At 73.8% G+C, this 19,798-nt stretch carries 18 protein-coding genes; 12 read left to right on the top strand and 6 right to left on the bottom strand.

The window, feature by feature from the left end:
* Positions 1 to 51: 51 nt before the first annotated feature.
* Complete coding sequence (gene exaC, locus BN6_RS06360) at positions 52 to 1,575, bottom strand: acetaldehyde dehydrogenase ExaC (protein ID WP_015098732.1); 1,524 nt, start codon at positions 1,573 to 1,575, stop codon at positions 52 to 54.
* Between the two features lie 145 nt (positions 1,576 to 1,720).
* Here exaC and BN6_RS06355 point away from each other — a divergent pair, with 145 nt between their 5' ends.
* The 5 genes from BN6_RS06355 to BN6_RS43320 are packed head-to-tail and all read left to right on the top strand — an operon-like array spanning position 1,721 to position 4,947.
* Entirely contained in the window at positions 1,721 to 2,701 is a 981-nt protein-coding gene (locus tag BN6_RS06355) for a GAF domain-containing protein (RefSeq protein WP_015098731.1), read from the top strand.
* A gap of 32 nt (positions 2,702 to 2,733) precedes the next feature.
* On the top strand, positions 2,734 to 3,339 hold the full coding sequence (locus BN6_RS06350) for a DUF402 domain-containing protein (protein WP_015098730.1): 606 nt from the start codon (positions 2,734 to 2,736) through the stop codon (positions 3,337 to 3,339).
* The gene (locus BN6_RS06345) at positions 3,336 to 3,947 is read left to right on the top strand and encodes a nucleoside/nucleotide kinase family protein (protein WP_041312127.1); all 612 of its coding nucleotides are present in this window, start codon (positions 3,336 to 3,338) and stop codon (positions 3,945 to 3,947) included. Before BN6_RS06350 ends, BN6_RS06345 begins: the two co-directional genes overlap by 4 nt.
* 19 nt (positions 3,948 to 3,966) lie before the next feature.
* Positions 3,967 to 4,242 (top strand): DUF6412 domain-containing protein, encoded by a 276-nt coding sequence (locus BN6_RS06340; RefSeq protein ID WP_015098728.1) that lies wholly within the window; start codon positions 3,967 to 3,969, stop codon positions 4,240 to 4,242.
* A gap of 36 nt (positions 4,243 to 4,278) precedes the next feature.
* Positions 4,279 to 4,947 carry a YidC/Oxa1 family membrane protein insertase gene (locus BN6_RS43320; RefSeq protein ID WP_015098727.1) on the top strand — a complete coding sequence of 223 codons (669 nt, stop codon included), beginning with the start codon at positions 4,279 to 4,281 and terminating at the stop codon, positions 4,945 to 4,947.
* Here BN6_RS43320 and BN6_RS06330 read toward each other — a convergent pair.
* Together BN6_RS06330 and BN6_RS06325 are read right to left on the bottom strand one after the other, a co-directional pair.
* Entirely contained in the window at positions 4,856 to 5,899 is a 1,044-nt protein-coding gene (locus BN6_RS06330) for a fatty acid desaturase family protein (RefSeq protein WP_041312121.1), read from the bottom strand. The two genes, BN6_RS43320 and BN6_RS06330, sit on opposite strands and share 92 nt — an antisense overlap.
* Positions 5,900 to 5,931: 32 nt before the next feature.
* Complete coding sequence (locus BN6_RS06325) at positions 5,932 to 7,473, bottom strand: PucR family transcriptional regulator (protein ID WP_015098725.1); 1,542 nt, start codon at positions 7,471 to 7,473, stop codon at positions 5,932 to 5,934.
* A gap of 154 nt (positions 7,474 to 7,627) precedes the next feature.
* On the opposite strand from BN6_RS06325, the gene pruA reads away from it, so the two are divergent.
* Positions 7,628 to 9,253, top strand: coding sequence for an L-glutamate gamma-semialdehyde dehydrogenase (gene pruA / locus BN6_RS06320; RefSeq protein WP_015098724.1), 1,626 nt, complete (start codon positions 7,628 to 7,630; stop codon positions 9,251 to 9,253).
* A 2-nt stretch (positions 9,254 to 9,255) separates the two neighbouring features.
* Positions 9,256 to 10,179, top strand: a complete 924-nt coding sequence (locus BN6_RS06315) for a proline dehydrogenase family protein (RefSeq protein ID WP_015098723.1) — start codon at positions 9,256 to 9,258, stop codon at positions 10,177 to 10,179.
* Positions 10,180 to 10,191: 12 nt separating this feature from the next.
* On the opposite strand, the gene BN6_RS06310 is transcribed toward BN6_RS06315, so the two are convergent.
* Positions 10,192 to 12,660 carry a hypothetical protein gene (locus tag BN6_RS06310; protein ID WP_148302757.1) on the bottom strand — a complete coding sequence of 823 codons (2,469 nt, stop codon included), beginning with the start codon at positions 12,658 to 12,660 and terminating at the stop codon, positions 10,192 to 10,194.
* Positions 12,661 to 12,774: 114 nt separating this feature from the next.
* Here BN6_RS06310 and BN6_RS06305 point away from each other — a divergent pair, with 114 nt between their 5' ends.
* A complete protein-coding gene (locus tag BN6_RS06305; RefSeq protein WP_015098721.1) occupies positions 12,775 to 14,445 on the top strand; it encodes a bifunctional 3'-5' exonuclease/DNA polymerase in 1,671 nt (556 codons plus the stop codon).
* A gap of 108 nt (positions 14,446 to 14,553) precedes the next feature.
* On the opposite strand, the gene BN6_RS06300 is transcribed toward BN6_RS06305, so the two are convergent.
* The gene (locus BN6_RS06300; RefSeq protein ID WP_084672875.1) at positions 14,554 to 15,228 is read right to left on the bottom strand and encodes a class I SAM-dependent methyltransferase; all 675 of its coding nucleotides are present in this window, start codon (positions 15,226 to 15,228) and stop codon (positions 14,554 to 14,556) included.
* Positions 15,229 to 15,600: 372 nt separating this feature from the next.
* Here BN6_RS06300 and BN6_RS06295 point away from each other — a divergent pair, with 372 nt between their 5' ends.
* Genes BN6_RS06295 through BN6_RS06285 form a run of 3 tightly spaced genes read left to right on the top strand, consistent with a single transcriptional unit; the run spans position 15,601 to position 18,402 of the window.
* Positions 15,601 to 16,986 carry a carbohydrate-binding protein gene (locus BN6_RS06295; protein WP_015098719.1) on the top strand — a complete coding sequence of 462 codons (1,386 nt, stop codon included), beginning with the start codon at positions 15,601 to 15,603 and terminating at the stop codon, positions 16,984 to 16,986.
* A gap of 58 nt (positions 16,987 to 17,044) precedes the next feature.
* Positions 17,045 to 17,731 (top strand): carbon-nitrogen hydrolase family protein, encoded by a 687-nt coding sequence (locus BN6_RS06290; RefSeq protein WP_015098718.1) that lies wholly within the window; start codon positions 17,045 to 17,047, stop codon positions 17,729 to 17,731.
* Positions 17,728 to 18,402 carry an AraC family transcriptional regulator gene (locus BN6_RS06285; RefSeq protein ID WP_015098717.1) on the top strand — a complete coding sequence of 225 codons (675 nt, stop codon included), beginning with the start codon at positions 17,728 to 17,730 and terminating at the stop codon, positions 18,400 to 18,402. The genes BN6_RS06290 and BN6_RS06285 overlap by 4 nt, the downstream gene beginning before the upstream one ends.
* Here BN6_RS06285 and BN6_RS06280 read toward each other — a convergent pair.
* On the bottom strand, positions 18,384 to 19,247 hold the full coding sequence (locus BN6_RS06280; protein ID WP_015098716.1) for a hypothetical protein: 864 nt from the start codon (positions 19,245 to 19,247) through the stop codon (positions 18,384 to 18,386). The two genes, BN6_RS06285 and BN6_RS06280, sit on opposite strands and share 19 nt — an antisense overlap.
* Before the next feature lie 146 nt (positions 19,248 to 19,393).
* Between BN6_RS06280 and BN6_RS46505 the strand changes: the two genes are divergently transcribed.
* A complete protein-coding gene (locus tag BN6_RS46505; protein WP_041312115.1) occupies positions 19,394 to 19,798 on the top strand; it encodes a hypothetical protein in 405 nt (134 codons plus the stop codon).

Genomic DNA, 19,798 nt, shown 5'->3' with positions numbered 1-19,798 from the left:
CGGGACAGCCGAGGTGGGGAGGCGGCCGGCGGGTCGCCTCCCCTGGTGGTCCTAGAAGAGCCCCTGCGCGTCGGGCGAGTAGCTCACCAGCAGGTTCTTGGTCTGCTGGTAGTGGTCGAGCAGCACGCGGTGGTTCTCACGGCCGATGCCGGACTGCTTGTAGCCGCCGAACGCCGCGTGCGCCGGGTAGGAGTGGTAGTTGTTCACCCACACCCGGCCGGCCTGGATCTCACGGCCCGCGCGGTACGCCGTGCCGCCGTCGCGCGACCACACGCCCGCGCCGAGCCCGTACGCCGTGTCGTTGGCGGTCTTCACGGCGTCGTCGAAGTCGTCGAAGCGGGTCACCGAGACGACCGGCCCGAAGATCTCCTCCTGGAACACCCGCATCTTGTTGTCGCCCTCGAAGATCGTCGGCGTCACGTAGTACCCGCCGGAGAGCTCGCCGCCGAGGTCGGCGGGTTCGCCGCCGCACACCAGCCGCGCGCCCTCGCGCCGGCCGATGTCGATGTAGGACAGGATCTTGTCCCGCTGCCCGGCGCTGACCTGCGCGCCGATCATGGTCTCGGTGTCGAGCGGGTCGCCCTGGCGCACGGCCTTGGTGCGCTCGGTCGCATCGGCCAGGAACTGGTCGTAGATGGAACTCTGGATCAGCGCCCGGGACGGGCACGTGCACACCTCGCCCTGGTTGAGGGCGAACATGGTGAAGCCCTCCAGCGCCTTGTCGTAGAACGCGTCGCGGCGCGCGGCGACGTCGGCGAAGAAGATGTTGGGGCTCTTGCCGCCCAGTTCCAGCGTGACCGGGATCAGGTTCTCGCTCGCGTACTCCAGGATCAGCCGGCCGGTGGACGTCTCGCCGGTGAACGCGACCTTGGCGACCCGCCGGGACGAGGCGAGCGGCTTGCCCGCCTCCTCGCCGAAGCCGTTGACGACGTTCACCACGCCGGGCGGCAGCAGGTCGGCGATCAGGTCCAGCAGGACGTGGATCGAGGCGGGGGTCTGCTCGGCGGGCTTGAGCACGACGGTGTTGCCCGCCGCGAGGGCGGGTGCGAGCTTCCAGGTGGCCATCAGCAGCGGGAAGTTCCACGGGATGATCTGCCCGACGACGCCGAGCGGCTCCGGGAAGTGGTAGGCGACCAGGTCCTCGCTGATCTGCGAGATGCCGCCCTCCTGGGCCCGGATGACGCCCGCGAAGTAGCGGAAGTGGTCCACCGCGAGCGGCAGGTCGGCGGCCAGCGCCTCGCGGACCGGCTTGCCGTTCTCCCAGGTCTCGGCGACGGCCAGGACTTCGAGGTGGTCCTCGATCCGGTCGGCGATCTCGGTGAGCACGGTCGCCCGCTCGGCCGGGGAGGTGCGGCCCCAGCGGCGCGCCGCGCCGTGGGCGGCGTCCAGCGCCCGGTCGACGTCCTCGGCGGTGCCGCGGGCGACCTCGGTGAACACCTCGCCGGTGACCGGTGAGGTGTCGGCGAAGTAGCCGCCCCTGGCCGGCGGCACGGGCTCGCCGCCGATGAAGTGGTCGTACCGCTCGCGGTAGGTCATCACGCTGCCCGGCCGGCCGGGTGCCGCGTACCTGGTCATCTCGTCGCCTCCCGCGTCGTCGCGTTGATCGCCGGGTGAACGTAAGGCGCACAACGTTGCAGTCACGTTGCACCCGATCGGAGCAGCGATCGGCTTGCCGCCCCGCGCGGCGACGGGTCATCCTGGTCAGCCAGGAGGTTGCCCGATGCACCCAGACCCGCGCCGGCTCGCCCGTCTGCGCGAGGCGACGTTGAGCGGGACGCCGACGCCCGGCGCGCGCGCCGTGATCGTCGAGTCGTGGCGGCGCTCGCTGGCCGCGCTGGTCGACCCGGACCGCCACGAGGCGCCGGTCGTGCTGGCCCCGGACGAGGTGGTGGAGCGGCGCGGGGCGCACCCGCTGGCGGCGATGCTGCCGATGCTGCGGGAGACGCTGGTGGCCATCGCCGACGACGCCGAGCACATCATGATCATCACCGACGCGGAGGGCCACGTCCTGTGGTGCGAGGGCGCGGCGTCGGTGCGCGGCCGGGCCGAGCGGGTGCGGCTCACCGAGGGGTCGCGGTGGAGCGAGGACGCGATCGGGACCAACGCCATGGGCACCGCGCTGGCCCTGGGCCGCCCGGTGACCGTGCACTCGGCGGAACACCTGGTGCGCACCTACCACGGGTGGACGTGCACGGCGTCGCCCGTGCGCGACCCGGACACCGGCCGCACGCTCGGCGTGGTCGACGTGAGCGGCCCGCTGACCAGCGTGCACCCGGCGATGACCGCCCTGGTCGCGACGGCCGCGCGGCTGGTGGAGAGCCAGTTGCAGGTCCAGCAGGCGCTGCGCGACGAGCGGGTGCGCTCGGCGCACCTGGGCCGGCTGATCGACCTGCGCGGGGAGCCCGGCGCGCTGCTCAGCCCGAGCGGGCGGGTGCTGGCGGCGGCCTCGGACCTGCCGGCAGCCCGGGTGGACGTGTCCGGCGGGCCGGTCCGGCTGGCCGACGGGCGCGAGGCCGTCGTGGAGCCGTTGGACGAGGGTTTCCTGCTGCGCGTGCCGCGCCCGACCCGGCGAAGACCGGTGCTCTCGCTCGCGGGCATCGGGGAGGACGCGGAGGTCCTGGAACGGCTGGTCCGGCTGCTCCCCCGGGCCGATCCCCGGCGGGCGCTGACCCGGGCCCGGCTCGGCCGGGCGCTCGGGTAGCCGCCCGGTCCCGCCCGCCTAGGCTGGTCGGCATGGGGTTCTTCGCGCCGGGGGACGTGGCGTTGCGCCGGGAAGTGCTGCACGGCCGGCCGTGGGCGGTCACGCCGACCAGGGTGGTCGAGGACGGGCCGGACCTGCTGGCCGTCTTCACCGTGCCGGGCACCCGGTTCGGGTTCCCGCCGCACCCCGTCCCGCACCACTGGCGGGAGCTGGGCCGGGAGCGCTGGAACGGCCACGGCAAGCTCCAGCTGCACCGCCCCGGCGACGCCTACTCGGTCGACCTCTACTGGCAGGGCGACGCCGACGACCGCCGCTTCGCCGGCTGGTACCTCAACCTGCAGGACCCGTTCCGGCGCACGCCGCTGGGGTTCGACACGCTCGACCACGAGCTGGACTACTGGGTGCCGGTCGGCGGCGGCTGGACCGACCGGGACCGCGAGGAGTTCGAGGCGCAGGTCGCGCAGGGCAAGTACACCGCCGAGCAGGGCGACGCGATCCGCCGCACCGGCAAGGAGATCGAGGCCATGCTGGACGCCGGCACGACCTGGTGGGACCCGGCGTGGTCGGAGTTCGCCCCGGACCCCGGCTGGCCGGTGCCGGCGCTGCCGGCCGGCTGGGAGGACTACCCGCAGCCGTGAAGGTCCGACCGCTGACCCCGCAGACCCTCGTCGCCGAACTGGTCGAGCGGACCGACGGGCCGCGCACGGCGTGGACCCGGGTGCTGCTTGACGGCGCGCCGCCGGCCCGCCCGGACGCCCTCGCCGACGCCCTGGTGGAGCCGCTGCGGGCCCGGGGCCGCCCGGTGCTGCGGGTGTCCGCCGGCGACTTCCTGCGCCCCGCCTCGGTCCGCCTGGAGTTCGGCCACACCGACCCCGACTCGTTCCGGGACAGCTGGCTGGACACCGGCGGCCTGCTCCGCGAGGTGCTCGACCCGCTGGAGCCGGGCGGCACCGGCCGGGTGCTGCCCTCGCTGTGGAACGCCGCCGCCGACCGAGCCAGCCGGGCCGACTACGTCACCCTGCCCGAGGGCGGCGTGCTGCTGCTGGACGGGACCCTGCTGCTGGACAAGTGGCTGCCCGCCGAGCTGACCGTGCACCTGTGGCTGTCGGAGGCCGCGCTGGCCCGCCAGACCGCGCCCGGACAGGCGTGGACGCTGCCCGCGTACGCCGGCTACGAACCGGCGGCGGATGTGATCGTGCGCTACGACCACCCCACCAGGCCCGCTCTGGTGGGTAGTCTCGACTGACGGATCCGGGGAGGTGGACGTGGCCAGGTTGCAGGTGCTGCTCGCGCTCTGGCTGCCGGGCCTGTTCGCGCTCACCCTCCCGCACTCGCCGGCCGACCTGCTGGCGGTCGTCACGGCCGTCGCCGTCGTCCTGCTGCTGCTCTCCGCCGCGCCGACGGCGCAGACCGTCCCGACCTGGGCGCGGTCCCTCTCGTTGCGCGAGAAGGCCCTGAAATCGGCTTTCCTGCGCCTGCGCGACCCCGACGCCGCAGGGCGTCCCCGTCCACGAGCACCGGGACTCGGCCTGAGCGCCTGACGTCCCCGTTCCCGCTCGTGCAAACGGAGTCATACCTTGTTCTACGACCTGGGCTCAGCCCTGGCCGGCGTCGCCACGCCCGCCCTGGCCATCGTCGCGTTCACCGCGCTCGTCCGACTGCTCATGCACCCGCTCAGCCGTGCCGCCGTGCGCGGCGAGAAAGCCCGCGCCGCGCTCGCCCCGGAGATGCGGGTGATCCAGGAGAAGTACCGGAAAGACCCCCGCAAGCTCCAAGAGAAGACCTTGGAGCTGTACCGGGGCAACGGCACCTCGATGTTCGCGGGCTGCCTGCCCACCCTCGTCCAGGCGCCGTTCTTCATGGTGATGTACCGCCTGGTCAGCACGCCGAACCCGCTGCTGGACGGCACCCTGTTCGGCACCTCGCTGGGCACGCACTGGTTCGGCGTGTACGAGCACAACGCGGTCTTCCTGACTTTGTTCGCGGTGCTGACCGCGGTCGCGTTCGCGACGTCGCGCCGGCAGGCGGCGGTCGCCGCGCGGACGGGCGGGCCGCAGCCGCCGTTCGCGAAGGTCCTGCGGCTGCTGCCGTTCGGCACGGTGGTCATCTCCGCCGTGCTGCCGCTGGCCGCCGGGATCTACCTGCTGACCACGACTACTTGGACGTTGATGGAGCGAGCCTATCTGTATCGCGCAGTTCAGCTCCCGCCTCGTGCAGGAACTCCAGCACGTAGCCGTAGGACCTGAACAGCCCGCACTCGGCGTAGGAGATCGACTTCTCGTGGCAGAAGTCGCGGACCAGCTTCTGCGCGTGGCGCAGGTGCGGCCGCGGCATGTTCGGGAACAGGTGGTGCTCGATCTGGTAGTTGAGGCCGCCGAGCAGGAAGTCGGTGAACCAGCCGCCGGTCACGTTGCGGGACGTCAGGACCTGCTTGCGCAGGAAGTCCAGCTGGTGGCCGGCGGTGAGCACCGGCATGCCCTTGTGGTTCGGGGCGAACGAGCAGCCCATGTACACGCCGAACAGGCCCTGGTGCAGGGCGATGAACGCGATGGCCTTGCCGGGGGACATGATCGTGAAGACCAGGCCGAAGTAGGCGACGACGTGGACCGCGAACAGCACCAGCTCCACCTGCCAGCCGCGCACCTCGCGGCGGACGGCGGCACCGATGCTGATGGCGTGCAGGCTGAAGCCTTCGAGCAGCAGCAGCGGGAAGAACAGCCACGCCTGGTGCTTCACCACCCAGCGGAAGAAGCCCCGCTTGCGCTGCGCCTGCTCGGCGCTGAACGCCAGCACGGCGATGTCGACGTCCGGGTCCTCGTCCTCGTGGTTGGGGTTGGCGTGGTGCCGGTTGTGCTTGCCCATCCACCACCCGAAGCCGACGCCGACCAGCAGGTTCCCCAGCACCAGGCCGATAGCGCCGTTGACCTTGTTGGTGGCGAACATCTGCCGGTGGCCCGCGTCGTGGCCGAGGAACGCGAGCTGGGTGAACACGACGGCGAGCAGGGCCGCCAGGGCCAGCTGCCACCACGAGTCACCGACCACCACCATCGCGGTGATGGTCGCGCCCAGTGCGGCGATGCCGCCGACCAGGCACAGCACGTAGAAGCCGATCCGGCGGTCGAGCAGACCCGCCTGCTTGACCGACCTGGACAACTCCGCGAAGTCACTGCCGCGCCTGGGCGACGCATCGAGGTTCACGCGCGGAGCTTAAGGGCCGGACGGTGACGTGCTCAGGGCAGCCTTAGTTGCAACTGTGCGAACACCCGGAGCAGTGGGTCCTGGAGGTCGAAACCACCGAGCTCAGCGGCCCGGCGGACCCGGTAGCGCAGGGTGTTCGGGTGGACGTGCAGGACACCGGCCGCGGTGCGCACGTCACCGAACGCGTCCAAGTACGCCAAAAGGGAACGGGCCAGTTCCGGGTCGAGGGCGGCGAGCCGGGGATCGCGGATCCGGGGGTGGTCGGCGAGCAGCGCCAGGGTCTCGCTGACCAGCACCCGCGACCGGACGTCGGCGAGCGTGGCGACGTCCGCGTCGAGGTCGCGCGCCATCGCGTCGAGCACCCGGTCGGCCTCGTTGCGCGAGACCATCACCTCGTCCACGGTGGACACCGTGGAGCCGATCGCGCCCTGCACCCGCAGGCCCATGTGCTTGCGCGCGGTGGCCACGATCTCCTTGGTCAGGGCCAACAGCGGCGCGGTCGGCGGCAGGTCGGGCAGCAGCACGTAGGTGCGCCCGGCCGACCGGCTCACCAGCGCGCTGCGCCGGTAGGCCGCCGCGTGCACCGAGATCAGCCCGGTCATCTCGGTGTGCCGCAGCTCGTGCTGGGTGCGGTCCGCGCTCTCCTGGCCGCGCAGGGCGAACACGACGACGGCGGCGGGCTTGTCCGGGTCCGCGCCGATCTGGCCGGCGACCGACGCGGCGTCCATCCGGCCGGCCAGCAACGACGCCAGCAGGTTCTCCCGGAACGCGGCGGCCGGCTCGCGCTGCTGCACCAGGTGCAGCGCGGTCACCCGGGCGGCGCCCAGCAGCGCCCGCTCGGACTGCCCGGTCAGCGGGGTCGTGCCCTCCTGCACCCAGATCGTGCCCAGCGGCTGGCTGCCCGCGTGGATCCCGACCGCGATCCGCCGCCGGATGCCGAGCTCGGGCCGCTCCTCGATCCGGACGACCTCCTCGCCGGAGCGCAGCCGCTGGTAGACGCCCCACTCGCGGAGCATCTTCAGGTACGGCTCGGGCCCCTGCCGGCCCAGGATCGACAGCCGGCGCAGCTCGTCGACCTCGTCCGACGACCGGGAGTAGGCGAGCACCCGGCTCGCGGTGTCCTCGATGCTGACGATCCCGCCGGTCAGCGCGGCGATCGTCTGGGCCAGCGCGAACAGGTCGCCGAGCACCTCGCCCGCGCCCGCGTCGGCGGTCAGCCGGGCACTGCTGACCACGCCCCGGACCAGTGACTCCAAGTGTTCCCAGCGCACTTCGGGGCGGACCGCGAGCAGGGCCACGCCCGCGTCCGCCGCGGCTTGGCGCAGCATCGGGGCGGGCGCGTCGACCTTCACCGCCACCGCCGCCGCACCGCCCTGCCCAGCCGCCCTGACCAGCGACAACGCCGCACGTCCGCGAGCACCGACGACCAGTGCGAGATCACCGGGCCGCACGTCGGGCACGTCGTCCGGGTCGAGGATCACCACGTCGTGGACGTCGACCTCCAGGCCGTGCGGGGCGACCTGGATCTCCACCAGGGGGTCACCGAGAGCGATCAGCACCTGCCGCAGGCTCACCCGTGCCCCCCTTTCGGACGGCAGCCGACCGGCCGCACGTTTGTCCGTGCGAACAACGCCGGGGTCGCAAGCCTAGACGGGCGGACAACAGCGTGCACGCTCGGTAGTCCTACCGTGGGACGACACAGTCTTTCCGTGGCGAAGGAGCTGCTTTGTGGATGCCGTGACCAGGGTCCCCGTGCCGGTGAACGAGCCCGTCCTGAACTACGCCCCCGGCTCGACCGAGCGGGCGCAGCTGCAGGCCAAGCTGGCCGAGCTGGCCAAGGAGCCCACCGAACTGACCCTGACCATCGGCGGCGAGCAGCGGGTCGGCGGTGGCGAGCGCTTCGACGTCGTCCAGCCGCACAACCACCGCGCCGTCCTGGGCACCCTGCACGGCGCGACCACCCAGGACACCCGGGACGCTATCGCCGCCGCCCAGCAGGCCGCCCCGGCGTGGCGCGCGCTGTCCTTCGACGACCGCGCGGCCATCCTGCTCAAGGCCGCCGACCTGCTGGCCGGCCCGTGGCGGCAGACGCTGAACGCGGCCACCATGCTCGGCCAGTCCAAGACCGCGATCCAGGCCGAGATCGACGCCGCCTGCGAGCTGATCGACTTCTGGCGCTTCAACGTGGCCTTCGGCCGGCAGCTCACCGCCGAGCAGCCGCAGTCCTCGCCCGGCGTGTGGAACCGCACCGACCACCGCCCGCTGGAGGGCTTCGTCTACGCGGTCACCCCGTTCAACTTCACCGCCATCGCGGGCAACCTGCCCACCGCGCCCGCCCTGATGGGCAGCGTGGTGCTGTGGAAGCCGTCGCCCACCCAGAGCCTCGCCGCGCACCTGACCCTGCGGCTGCTCGAGGAGGCCGGCCTGCCGCCGGGCGTGATCAACCTGCTGCCCGGTGACGGCCTGGCCGTGTCCGAGGTCGCGCTGACCCACCCGGACCTGGCCGGCATCCACTTCACCGGCTCGACCCGGACGTTCCAGCACCTGTGGGGCCAGGTCGGCGCGAACATCGCCGGCTACCGCTCCTACCCGCGCATCGTCGGCGAGACCGGCGGCAAGGACTTCGTGCTCGCGCACCCGTCGGCCGACGTCGACGTGCTGCGCACCGCGCTGGTCCGCGGCGCGTTCGAGTACCAGGGCCAGAAGTGCTCCGCCGCGTCCCGCGCCTACGTGCCGCGCTCGGTGTGGAACCGGGTCAAGGACGACTTCATCTCCGACGTCGAGTCGCTGACCATGGGCGACGTCACCGACCTGTCGAACTTCCTCGGCGCGGTCATCGACCGGCGCTCGTTCGACAAGCTGTCCGGCGTGCTGGAGGCCGCGAAGGGCGACCCGAAGCTGGAGGTCGCGGCCGGCGGCACCGCCGACGACTCGGACGGCTTCTTCGTGCGCCCCACCGTGATCCTGGGCTCCGACCCGTCGCACGAGGTGTTCACCACCGAGTACTTCGGCCCGGTGCTGGCCGTGCACGTGTTCGACGACGCCGACTACGACACCGTGCTCAAGCAGATGGAGAGCGCCGCCCCGTACGGCCTCACCGGCGCGATCATCGCGCGCGACCGCGCCGCCATCGCGCACGCGCAGAACGAGCTCCGGTTCGCCGCGGGCAACTTCTACGTCAACGACAAGCCGACCGGCGCGGTCGTCGGGCAGCAGCCGTTCGGCGGCGGCCGGGCGTCGGGCACCAACGACAAGGCGGGCTCGGTGCACAACCTGCTGCGCTGGGTCAGCCCCCGTTCCATCAAGGAGACGTTCGCGGCTCCGACTTCCCACCGCTACCCGCACCAGGGGTGACCATGCTCCGCTCCACACTGCTCGCCGCCTCGCGATCCGGGGCCATCCGCGGGCTCGTCGAACGCACGCCGCTGACCCGGCCGGTCGTCAAGCGCTTCATCTCCGGTGACGACGTGGACGCCGCGATCGCCACCACCGGCGAGGTGCTGGCCGACGGCCGGCTGGTCACCCTCGACCACCTCGGCGAGGACACCCGCGACGCGGCGCAGGCCACCGGCACCGTCGAGGCCTACCTGGAGCTGCTGGGCCGCTTGCAGAAGGCGGGCTACGCCGACCGGGCCGAGGTGTCGGTCAAGCTGTCCGCGGTGGGCCAGTTCCTGCCCGTGGACGGCGAGAAGATCGCGCTGGAGAACGCGCGCAGGATCTGCTCCGCCGCCGGGGTCGTGGGCACCACGGTCACCCTCGACATGGAGGACCACACCACCACCGACTCGACGCTGGGCATCCTGCGCGAGCTGCGGGTGGACTTCCCGTGGGTCGGCGCGGTGCTCCAGGCCTACCTCAAGCGCACCGAGCAGGACTGCCGGGACCTGGCGCACGCCGGGTCGCGGGTCCGGCTGTGCAAGGGCGCGTACCAGGAGCCGGCCTCGGTCGCGTTCCAGGACAAGGCCGAGGTCGACCTGTCCTACGTGCGCTGCCTGAAGGTGCTGATGGCCGGCAAGGGCTACCCGATGGTCGCCTCGCACGACCCGAGGCTGATCGCGATCGCCGCCGACCTGGCGTCGGAGCGGTCGAAGGACAGCTACGAGTTCCAGATGCTCTACGGCATCCGGCCCGAGGAGCAGCGCCGGCTCGCCGCCGACGGCAACCGGATGCGGGTCTACCTGCCCTACGGCGACGAGTGGTACGGCTACTTCATGCGGCGGCTCGCCGAGCGCCCGGCGAACGTGGCGTTCTTCCTGCGCGCCATGCTCACCAAGAGCTAGCCACCAGGACGGTCACGGGCGCGGCGCCGCCCGGGTCCGGGCGCGCGCGGCCTGCGGGTCGTCGTGCGCCCGGACCACCGCGTCCACCACCTCGACGGCGCGCGCGAGCCGGTCCGGCGCGGCCCGCCCGTCCCGCAGCACCAGCACCGCGCGGTGCGCCGCCGGCAGCGCGCGGTCCAGCTCCTCCCCCGCCTGCGCGCACAGCCGGGCGTAGAGGGACAGCGCGTCGGCGTAGCGGAACTCGGCCGCCAGCTCGTCCGGCGTCCGGGTCAGCCGCCACGCCAGCACGGCCCGCCGAGCCCTCGACAACGCCTCCGGGTTCCCGTTCGCCCGCAACAGTTCCGCCGTGCGGTGCACCGCCACCGGGTAGCCGACCGACGCGCCCCGGTGCCGGCCGACCAGGTCCCGCCACAGGTCGGCGACCCGCTCGGCGAACGCCAGCGCCGGCTCGCCGTGCCGGGCCCGCGCGAGCGCGTCGGACAGGCCGCGCCACGCCACCGCGAGCTTCCCGCCGCCGGACACCAGGACCTGTCGCGGCACCCGCCGCCGCTCGGCCAGCTCCTCCCGCGCGATCCGCAGCGCGCCGACCGGGTCGACGTCGAACAGCAGCCGCGCCAGCCGGGAGCGGGCGACCGCGAAGTCCACCTGGTGCTCCAGCGGGGACCGGATCGCCAAGGGGCGCAACAGCTCCACCGCCTCCGCCGCGGCCGCGACCCGCTCCGGGCCGGCCAGCAGGTCGACCTGCTCACCCAGCGCCGCCGCCAGCCCCGCGCCGCCCACCGCCCGCCACAGCCCGACCGCCTCGCGGGACGCGGCCAGCGCGTCGACCCGGCGGCCCGACCGGTGCAGCACCGCGCCCAGGTGCGCCAGCGCGGCGGCCAGCTCCGGTTCGAAGTCGCGCGGGTTCGCCGACGCCAGCCGGCGCAGCACGGTGATCGACTCACGGGCCGCCGACGCCGCGTCGTCGGGCAGCCCGAACGCCGACAGCAGCGCCGCGACGGAGGTCAGCGTGCGGGCGAACTCGGCTTCGTAGCGCGGATCGGCGTCCGCGACCTGCCGCCACCGCAGCACCGCCCACCGCGCCGCGTCACCGGCCTCGACCTGCCGGTCCACCTCGAACAGCCGCACCGCGAGGTGGTGGGTGACCTTCGCGAAGTCCAACCGGAACAGCGCCGGGTTGCGCCGGTGCAGCTCCTGGTAGAGCAGGGCGGCCCTGCTCACCGCCGCCAGCGCCGCGTCCCGGCGGCACAGCGCCGCCCGCCCCAGGGCGAGCCGGTCCAGCGCGGCGGCGAGCTGCGGCGTGCACTCCTGATCGTCGGCGGCGACCTCCCGGCACAGCGCCACGGCCTCCTCCGACGCGGCCAGCGCCGCGCCGTCCCGGCCCACCGCGATCAGCCGCAAACCCAGGTCCCCCACCGCGTCCGCGAGCGCCGAGCGGTACTCCCCCGGGTCGTCCTGGACCAGTTCCCGGTACAGCGCGACCTCGGTGCGGGCGGCCTCCAGCGCCTCCTCGCGCAGCGCGGCGAGCGCGGCCCGCGCGCCCAGCGTCCCGTGCAGCTCGGCCAGTTCCGGCTTCCGCGCGCTGCGCGCGTGGTCGTGCAGCAGGGTCCGGGTGAGCACGGCGGGCAGCGCGTCGCCGTGGAACCTCGGGTCGTCGAACACCTGGCGCGCGACGGCTCTCGCCGGCTCGGGGCGTTCGGCCAGCACGGTCAGCGGTGCCGCGCCGACCAGCGCGACCAGACCCGGGTCGGCGGCGAACAGCCGTTCGGCGCGGCGCAGGGCGTGCGGCCAGCGCTCGGCGGCGCGCAGCAGGGTCTCCAGCGCGTCCGGGGTGCGCTCGGGCTCGATCCGGTCGTCCAGCAGGGTCACCGCCAGCACGTCCTCCGCGAGCCGGCGGGTCGCGGGCGCGGCCGGGTCGGTGTCGGACAGCCAGCGGACCAGCTCGACCGGGTCGTCGGCGGACGAGCCGTGCACCGCGGCGAGCGCGGCCAGGTGCAGGTCGTGGAAGGTCCCGGCGGCCGGCGTCGGCACCTCGGGGCGCGGGCGGCCCAGGAAGTCCGCGAAGTGCGCGCACGCCGACGCGAACGACGCGGCGTGCTCCTCAGGGCACGGCGTGAGCGCCAACTCCGTTGCCGCGTAGTCGAGATCGCCCGCGCGTTGGCGCAACGCCGACCACCACCAGCCGGCGCGGCGCGCCACCAGCAGCACCCGGGCCCGCCCGACCGGCTCGCCGAGCAGCCGGACCAGCTCCCGCCACGGCACCAGGTCGGCGTCGTCCACCACCCGCACCACGTCGTCGGCGAACCGGTCGGCCAGCCGCGTCTTGCCCACCCCGGACGGCCCGTGCAGCAGCAGGAGCGCCGCCGGCGCGGCCCCGTCCCGCCACCGCGCCACCGCCGCCGACTCCCGGACCCGGCCGTGGAAGGGCACCACCTCGTGCCGGGCGTCGAGCAGCTCGCCGGGGGACAGGATCCGTTCCACGGCGCACATACTGCCCGCCACCTCCCGCCACGAACGGGTGTCCCCGTCCGGGGTGCGCCCGACCGGCGGCGTCGGTCGACCGGGGCTGTCGTACCCCCCGTGCACAATCAGGACATGCTCGCCGCCCTGGTGTCGCACGCGGAGAACGCCGGACGGGTCCGGCTGCTCTCCGACACCGGCGTGCCCGAGGGGCCGGTGGTCGAGACGACCGACCTGGCCGCGACCGTGGCCGGGTTGGAGCGCACCCGCCCGCGCTGGCTGTGGCCCGCCACCGCCGAGGTCTACCCCGACCTGCTGGCCCGCGGCGTGCGGGTGGAGCGCTGCCTCGACCTGCACCACGTGGAGTCGCTGCTGCTCGCCCACCAGGGCCGGCACCGCGAGCCCCGGGAGCTGGGCGCGGCGCTGGCGCGGCTGCGCGGCCTGCCCGTGCCACCGGACCACGGCCCGCGCAAGCGCGACACCCAGCCGACCCTGTTCGAGCCGGAGCGCGAGCCGCTGCCCGGCGCGGAGGACCCGTTGGCGGCGGTGCTGGCCGTGCACGCCGAGCAGCAGCGCGTGGTGGCCGACCTGCCGCACGCCGACCGGTTGCGCCTGCTGTTCGCCGCCGAGTCGGCCAGTGCCCTGGCCGCCGCCGAGATGACCCACGCCGGGCTGCCGTGGCGGGCGGACGTGCACGAGGACCTGCTGGTCGAGCTGCTCGGGCCGCGGCCGGCCGCCGGTGCCCGGCCGAGCCGGCTGGCCGAGCTGGCCGACCGGATCACCGCGGCGTTCGGCGGCCGGGCGGTCAACCCGGACCACCCGCCGGGCATCGTGCGCGCGTTCGGCCGCGAGGGCATCGAGATCCCGTCCGCGCGGGCGTGGGTGCTCAAGGACGTGGACCACCCGGCCGTGGCACCGCTGCTGGAGTACAAGGAACTGGCCCGGCTGTGGGTCGCGCACGGTTGGTCGTGGCTGGACCAGTGGGTGTCCGATGGCCGGTTCCGGGCCGATTACGTGGTCGGCGGTGTCGTGTCGGGCCGGTGGGCGACCCGGGGCGGTGCCGCGTTGCAGATCCCGCGCACGCTGCGGCGCGCCGTGCTGGCCGACCCGGGCTGGCAGCTGGTGGCCGCCGACGCGTCCCAGCTCGAACCGCGCGTGCTGGCGGCGCTGTCCGGCGACCGCCGGCTGACCGAGGTCTCCGGCGACGACGACCTGTACACGAACCTGGCGGCGGACGCGTTCGACGGCGACCGGGGCCGGGCCAAGATCGCCATGCTGTCCGCGATGTACGGCGGCACCAGCGGCGAGGCGGGCCCCCTGCTGGCCGTCCTGCGCCGCCGCTTCCCGGACGCCGTCGGCTACGTCGAAGCCGCCGCGACGGCCGGCGAGCAGGGTCGGCTGGTCCGGTCCAGGCTGGGCCGCACCAGCCCGCCGCCGTCCGAGGCGTGGCACGAGACGACCGGCAACGCCGACGAGGGCGAGGACGCCGCCCGCCAGGGCCGCCGGGCCGCCCGCGAGTGGGGCCGCTTCACCCGCAACTTCGTGGTGCAGGCCAGCGCGGCCGACTGGACGGCGGCGTTGCTGGGCGCCCTGCGGCGGCGGTTGCAGCAGTCCGCGCCGGAGGCCCACCTGGTGTTCTTCCAGCACGACGAGGTCCTGGTGCACAGCCCGGTCGAGATGGCCGACGTGGTGTGCGCGGAGATCACCGCCGCCGGCGTCGAAGCCTCCCGGCTGGTCTTCGGCGACACCCCGGTGCACTTCCCGATCAACGCCACCCCCGTCAACAGCTACGCCGACGCCAAATGACCCACCCGTCGCGCCTGGCACGCGCCGAAGCCTTGTCCAGGGTTCCGCGCGGTTGCGCTTGCGCCGACCGGGTCGAGCGGAGCGCGGGACGTGTGGTGGACCGCTTTCTCAGGTGCCCGCCACGATGAGGCGGAAGCCGGCGTCCCAGTGGTCGCGGTCGAGGAGGTCCCGGTGGCGGTCGTGCCAGCGGCCGGTGTCGAGGTCCTCGCGCAGCCGTCGCACGCCCCGTTCGACCGCGCCGGGGTCGGTCTGCGCGAGTGCCGAGCAGGCGCGGCGGACGCGGGGGTCGAGGTAGGCGGTCGGGCGTCGCCAGTAGGCGGGGAAGACCCCGTCGGTGAAGTCCCAGGGCAGCGGCAGCGGCGTGACGCTCTCGGCACCCAGCTCGTGCGCGATGTCGGGTGCGGAGGGTCGGCCCAGTTCCAGGTCGGCGATCTCGGGCACGTACTCGCGGACGAACCAGAACTCGGTGTGCAGGCGGGTGTCGTAGGCGAGCACGACCTGGCGCGGCGCAACCCGTCGCAGCTCGGCGAGCCCGCGCCGCCAGTCGGTCCAGTGGTGGACGGTGAGCACCGCCAGCGCGGCGTCGACCGCGTTGTCACGGACCGGCAGGGCTTCGGCGATCGCGCGGACGGCGGGGCAGGCGTCCGGTGGTCGTTGGCGGATCATCTCGCCGGAGGGTTCGACGGCGAGCACCGCCCGGTCGCCCGGCTCGTAGGAGCCCGTGCCCGCGCCCACGTCGACGATCGAACGCGCGTCACCGAGCGCCGTGACGATCGCCGCCATCCACCTCGGGTCGGTGCGTCGTCCCAGCGAGTACCCCGTGCCGATGTCGTCGTACAGCTCGGTTCCGGCCACGCTCGCCCCCTGTTGATCGCCTCGATCCGAGAGTAGCCAACGGCAAGCCTGTCTCCAGCCGAACCGGCCCCGCGCGCGGGAACCCCGGGCGCGAGGAACCTTGGTGCGCGAGCGGTCATGGCCCTGCGCGCCGGCAGCCGGGGCGGAAGGAGGCGTGGGAGTGGTGTGAGAGGCCGAATCCGGTGCGCGAGACGCGCGTTCGTTCCTTCGGCCTATTGAGCACCAGCGGTGAGAGCGCTCTCATAGACCTGTGCACCCCGTGCCGCCGCGCAGGACCACTGACAAGGAGGTCACCCGCGCATGGAGCCCAGCCGAACGCGGCGCGTGCTCGTCACCGCCGCCGCCCTGCTCGCCGCCGTTCCCGCAGCGGTCTTCGCCACCACCCCGACCGATCCGGCCCAGGCCGCGGTCCCGCCGACCCCGCCGGGCTGGTCGTTGCGCTGGAGCGACGACTTCACCGGCCCGGCCGGCACCCAGCCCTCCGCCGCGAACTGGATCTTCGACCTCGGTCACGGCTACCCCGGCGGCCCCGCGAACTGGGGCACCGGCGAGGTTCAGAACTACACCGACTCCACCCGCAACATCGCGCTCGACGGCGCCGGCAACCTCCGCATCACCGCGCTGCGCGACGGCGCGGGCACCTGGACGTCCTCCCGGATCGAGACCCGCCGCGCCGACTTCCGCCCGCCCGCCGGCGGCAAGGTCGCCATCGAGAGCCGGATCCGGCTGCCCGACGTCACCGGGCAGGCCGCGCTCGGCTACTGGCCCGCGTTCTGGGCGCTGGGCTCCCCCTACCGGGGCAACTACTGGAACTGGCCCGGCATCGGCGAGTTCGACATCATGGAGAACGTCAACGGCCTCAACTCCGTCTGGGGCGTCCTGCACTGCGGCGTGAACCCCGGCGGGCCGTGCGACGAGACCTCCGGCATCGGCAACAGCCGCGCGTGCCCCGGCGCGTCCTGCCAGTCGGCGTTCCACACCTACCGCTTCGAGTGGGACGAGAGCGTCAGCCCCCAGCAGTTCCGCTGGTACGTCGACGGGCAGCGGTTCCACAGCGTCAGCCAGAACCAGTTCGACGCGGGCACGTGGAACAACATGACCTCGCACGCCGGCTACTTCGTCCTGCTCAACCTCGCGGTCGGCGGCGCGTTCCCGGACGCCCTCGCGGGCAAGACCCCCACTCCCGCAACGGTTCCCGGCCACTCGATGGTGGTCGACTACGTCGCCGTGTGGACCACCGGCACCACCCCGCCGACGACAACCCGGCCCGACAACCCGGGCTGGGACGCCTACGCCGAGATCCAGGCCGAGCAGGCGACCGCGCGCTCCGGTGGCGTGCTGGAGAACGCCTCGGAGGGCGGCCAGGCCATCGGCAAGCTCAAGAACGGCGACTCGCTGCGCTTCGCCGACGTCCGCTTCGGCTCAGCCACCGCCCGCCAGTTCCTCGCCCGCGCCGCGTCCGGTGCGACCGGTGGCGTCAGCGGCCTGGTCGAGGTCCGGCTAAACAGCCCGACCGCGCCGCCGGCGGGCAGCTTCGCCATCGCCGGCACCGGCGGCTGGCAGTCGTGGCGCACGGTGCCCGCGAACATCTCGGGCATCACCGGCACGCACGACGTGTACGTCACGTTCACCAGCGGTCAGCCGGCCGCGTACGTGAGCCTGAACTGGGTGAAGTTCGCTGCGTGAACCCCGGCGGGCCGCATCCTCCGCTGCGGCCCGCCGGGCGGCGGTTAGGCTGGAGTCCGTGCAGGTCGCCGCGATCCAGACCACGCCGGAGCCAGGGCTCGACGCCAACGCCGCCGCCCACGCCCGGCTGATCGGCGAGGCCGGCGCACGCGTCTGCGTGTTCCCCGAGCTCTCCCTCACCGGCTACGTCCTCGACCCGGCCGCGGCGATCACCGAGGACGACCCGCGCTGGTCGCCGATCCGCCGCGCCTGCACCGCACACGACGCGTACGCGCTGGTCGGCGCGCCGCTGTCGACCCCGGACGGCGCGGTCATCGCGACCGTCGTGATCGGGCCGGACGGCGACACCCTCGGCTACTACGGCAAGCGCCACCTGCACGGCCCCGAACTCGACTTGTTCACGCCCGGCGGCCACCACCTCCTGCTGGAGGTCGACGGGTGGCGGCTCGGGCTCGCGATCTGCTACGACGCCGCGGTCACGTCGCACCCGGCCGAGGTGGCGGCCGGCGGTGCGGACGCGTACGTGGTGAGCGCGTTGTACGCCAAGGGTTCCGAAGGCCGGATCGACCGGCAGATGGGCCACGCCGCGAGCTTGGGCATGTGGGCGGTGATGGCCCAGTTCTCCGGGCGCACCGGCGGCTACGACACGTGCGGCGGCAGCGGCGTGTGGCGTCCGGGCGGCGAGGCCGCGGTCCGGCTCGGCCCGGGACCCGGCACCGCCAGAGCAACCCTCACCAGGACGTGAACACCTACTTCGAGCGGGCCGCGGCGGGTCTGGACTGCGTCTGGCAACGGACGTCGGGCACGGCGACGTCGGGCCGGGTCGTGCCGGACGGCCGCACCGACATCATCTGGACGCCGCGGGACGGCCTGTCCGTGGCGGGCCCGGACACCGTGGGCCACGTCACCGCGCTGAGTCCCGGCGAGATGTTCGGCGTCCGGTTCGGGCCGGGCGTCGGCCCGTCCGCGCTCGGCGTGCCGGCGCACGTGCTGCGCGACCTGCGCGTCCCGCTGGCCGAGCTGTGGGACGACGTGGCGGCCCTGGAAGACGCACTGGCCGCCGCGGCCGACCCGTGCGCGGTCCTCGCCGACGCCGCCCGGCACCGCCTGCGCACCACCCCGCCCGACCCGCTGACCGGCGCGATCGCCGGCTCCGCCGGCACCCCGGTCGCCGCGCTCGCCGACGACCTGGGCCTGAGCACCCGCCAACTGCACCGCCGCAGCCTCGACGCGTTCGGCTACGGCCCCAAGACCCTGCACCGCGTGCTGCGGTTCGACCGGGCGGTGAAGCTGGCGTGGACGGGCGCGCCGTTCGCCGACATCGCCCACCGCACCGGCTACGCCGACCAGGCGCACCTGTCCCGCGAGGTGAAGGACCTGGCCGGCGTGCCGCTCGGTCAGCTGATCCGCCCGTAGGCACGCAGGGTCAGCAACGCCTCGATCGTCACGATCGGCCGCCACTCGAACTCGGTCACCGGCGTCCACACCGGCCACGGGAACGTCCAGCCGCCGTCGTCCTGCCGGGCCGCCACCAGCTCGTCGAGGTCGCGGGCCAGTTCGTCGTCGCTGAACCACCCCCGCGCGATGCTGTCCGGCGTGGCCGCGTAGTGGTGCGGCTTGTGCGTCTCGCCCGCCGAGTACCCCTCGGGGGCCTTGCCCTCTCCGAGGTCGACCAGCCCCTGCTCGCGCACCAGGTCGCCCAGCCGTGCGGCGGCGGCCTCGGCCCATGAACGGTCCGGGGCGTGCTGGAGGAACTGGGCGCAGGCGTTTGCCTCGTACGGGTGCGACTTGCCCAGCGCGTCGATCCGCTGCCGGCAGAACGCGGACGCCCGGTCCAGCCATTCGTGCTCGACCCCGGCCCGGTGCAGCTCACCGGCGGCGAGCGCGGTCATCAGCAGGTCGCTGTCGGCGGAGACCTGCCACCACGGCGCCCGCGGGTGGTCGCGCGCGGTGCCCAGGCAGTTGGGCACCCCGCCGTCCGGGTTGGCCACCGAGGCGAGGAAGTCCGCGGCCCCGGCCGCGAACCGGTCGTCCCCCACCTCGTTGCCCAACCGCACCGCCGTGTAGGTGTGCAGCGGCTGGCTCGACGGCCCCCGCCCGTCCGGCTCCAACGCGTGCCCGAACCCGCCGTCGTCGTTCCGGTACGCCGCCACCGCCGTGACGACGGGCTCCGCCGCGCCGCCGTCGAACAGGAAGGAGAACCGCCGCTGCTCCAGCACGCGGGCGTGACGCCAGAGAAAGGACCTCGCTGCTTCGATCATGCGTCGACCCTAGGCACCGCCGACCCGGCCCGTCTTGAACGAATCGGACATCCTCCCCGGCCGGGCGAAACCACGCCGAATCACCGGACACGCCCGGGGCGCTATGCCATCATTGACCCCCGGTTGGCGTGAGGGGAGCGCGAGCGATGCTGGACGCCGGGGGCGGTGGCGGGAAGCTGGGCTTTGTGGCCGACACGGTCGCGAAAGGCCCTGGCGCGGACTACGTGTCCACCCAGACGAAGTTCTACGTGGAGCCGGACGAGGCACAGCGCCTCATCGACGGCCTGAAGCTGGCGCTGGAAAAGCTGATCGGGATCCGGGACGTCTCGGACGAGATCATGGCGTCCGGATCACCCGGCAAGGACGTGTACAGCGGGTTCGCCACGATGGCCATCCGGCAGACGGCGGGCACCGACCCGGGCGGGTACGGCTGGGCCAACTCCAAAGCGCAGGAAGCACTCGAGAACACCATCGAGAACATCCAAAAGGCGCTGGACGAGTACAAGGCCACGGACTCGGCGGCGGCCGACGCACTCAAGCCGAAGGACTGA

Origin of the sequence: Saccharothrix espanaensis DSM 44229, assembly GCF_000328705.1 — a bacterium.
In the GTDB taxonomy this organism is placed as follows: domain Bacteria; phylum Actinomycetota; class Actinomycetes; order Mycobacteriales; family Pseudonocardiaceae; genus Actinosynnema; species Actinosynnema espanaense.
Note: the sequence above shows the minus strand (reverse complement) of the source record. Positions and strands in the feature narration are given on the sequence as shown.

Excerpts from the sequence above, each read along its gene's own strand:
- BN6_RS06305 (WP_015098721.1), top strand. The coding sequence starts at position 12,775 with ATGCTCGCCGCCCTGGTGTCGCACGCGGAGAACGCCGGACGGGTCCGG.
- BN6_RS06300 (WP_084672875.1), bottom strand. The coding sequence starts at position 15,228 with ATGGCGGCGATCGTCACGGCGCTCGGTGACGCGCGTTCGATCGTCGAC.
- exaC (WP_015098732.1), bottom strand. The coding sequence starts at position 1,575 with ATGACCAGGTACGCGGCACCCGGCCGGCCGGGCAGCGTGATGACCTAC.
- BN6_RS06280 (WP_015098716.1), bottom strand. The coding sequence starts at position 19,247 with ATGATCGAAGCAGCGAGGTCCTTTCTCTGGCGTCACGCCCGCGTGCTG.
- BN6_RS06295 (WP_015098719.1), top strand. The coding sequence starts at position 15,601 with ATGGAGCCCAGCCGAACGCGGCGCGTGCTCGTCACCGCCGCCGCCCTG.
- BN6_RS46505 (WP_041312115.1), top strand. The coding sequence starts at position 19,394 with ATGCTGGACGCCGGGGGCGGTGGCGGGAAGCTGGGCTTTGTGGCCGAC.
- BN6_RS06315 (WP_015098723.1), top strand. The coding sequence starts at position 9,256 with ATGCTCCGCTCCACACTGCTCGCCGCCTCGCGATCCGGGGCCATCCGC.
- BN6_RS06355 (WP_015098731.1), top strand. The coding sequence starts at position 1,721 with ATGCACCCAGACCCGCGCCGGCTCGCCCGTCTGCGCGAGGCGACGTTG.
- BN6_RS06350 (WP_015098730.1), top strand. The coding sequence starts at position 2,734 with ATGGGGTTCTTCGCGCCGGGGGACGTGGCGTTGCGCCGGGAAGTGCTG.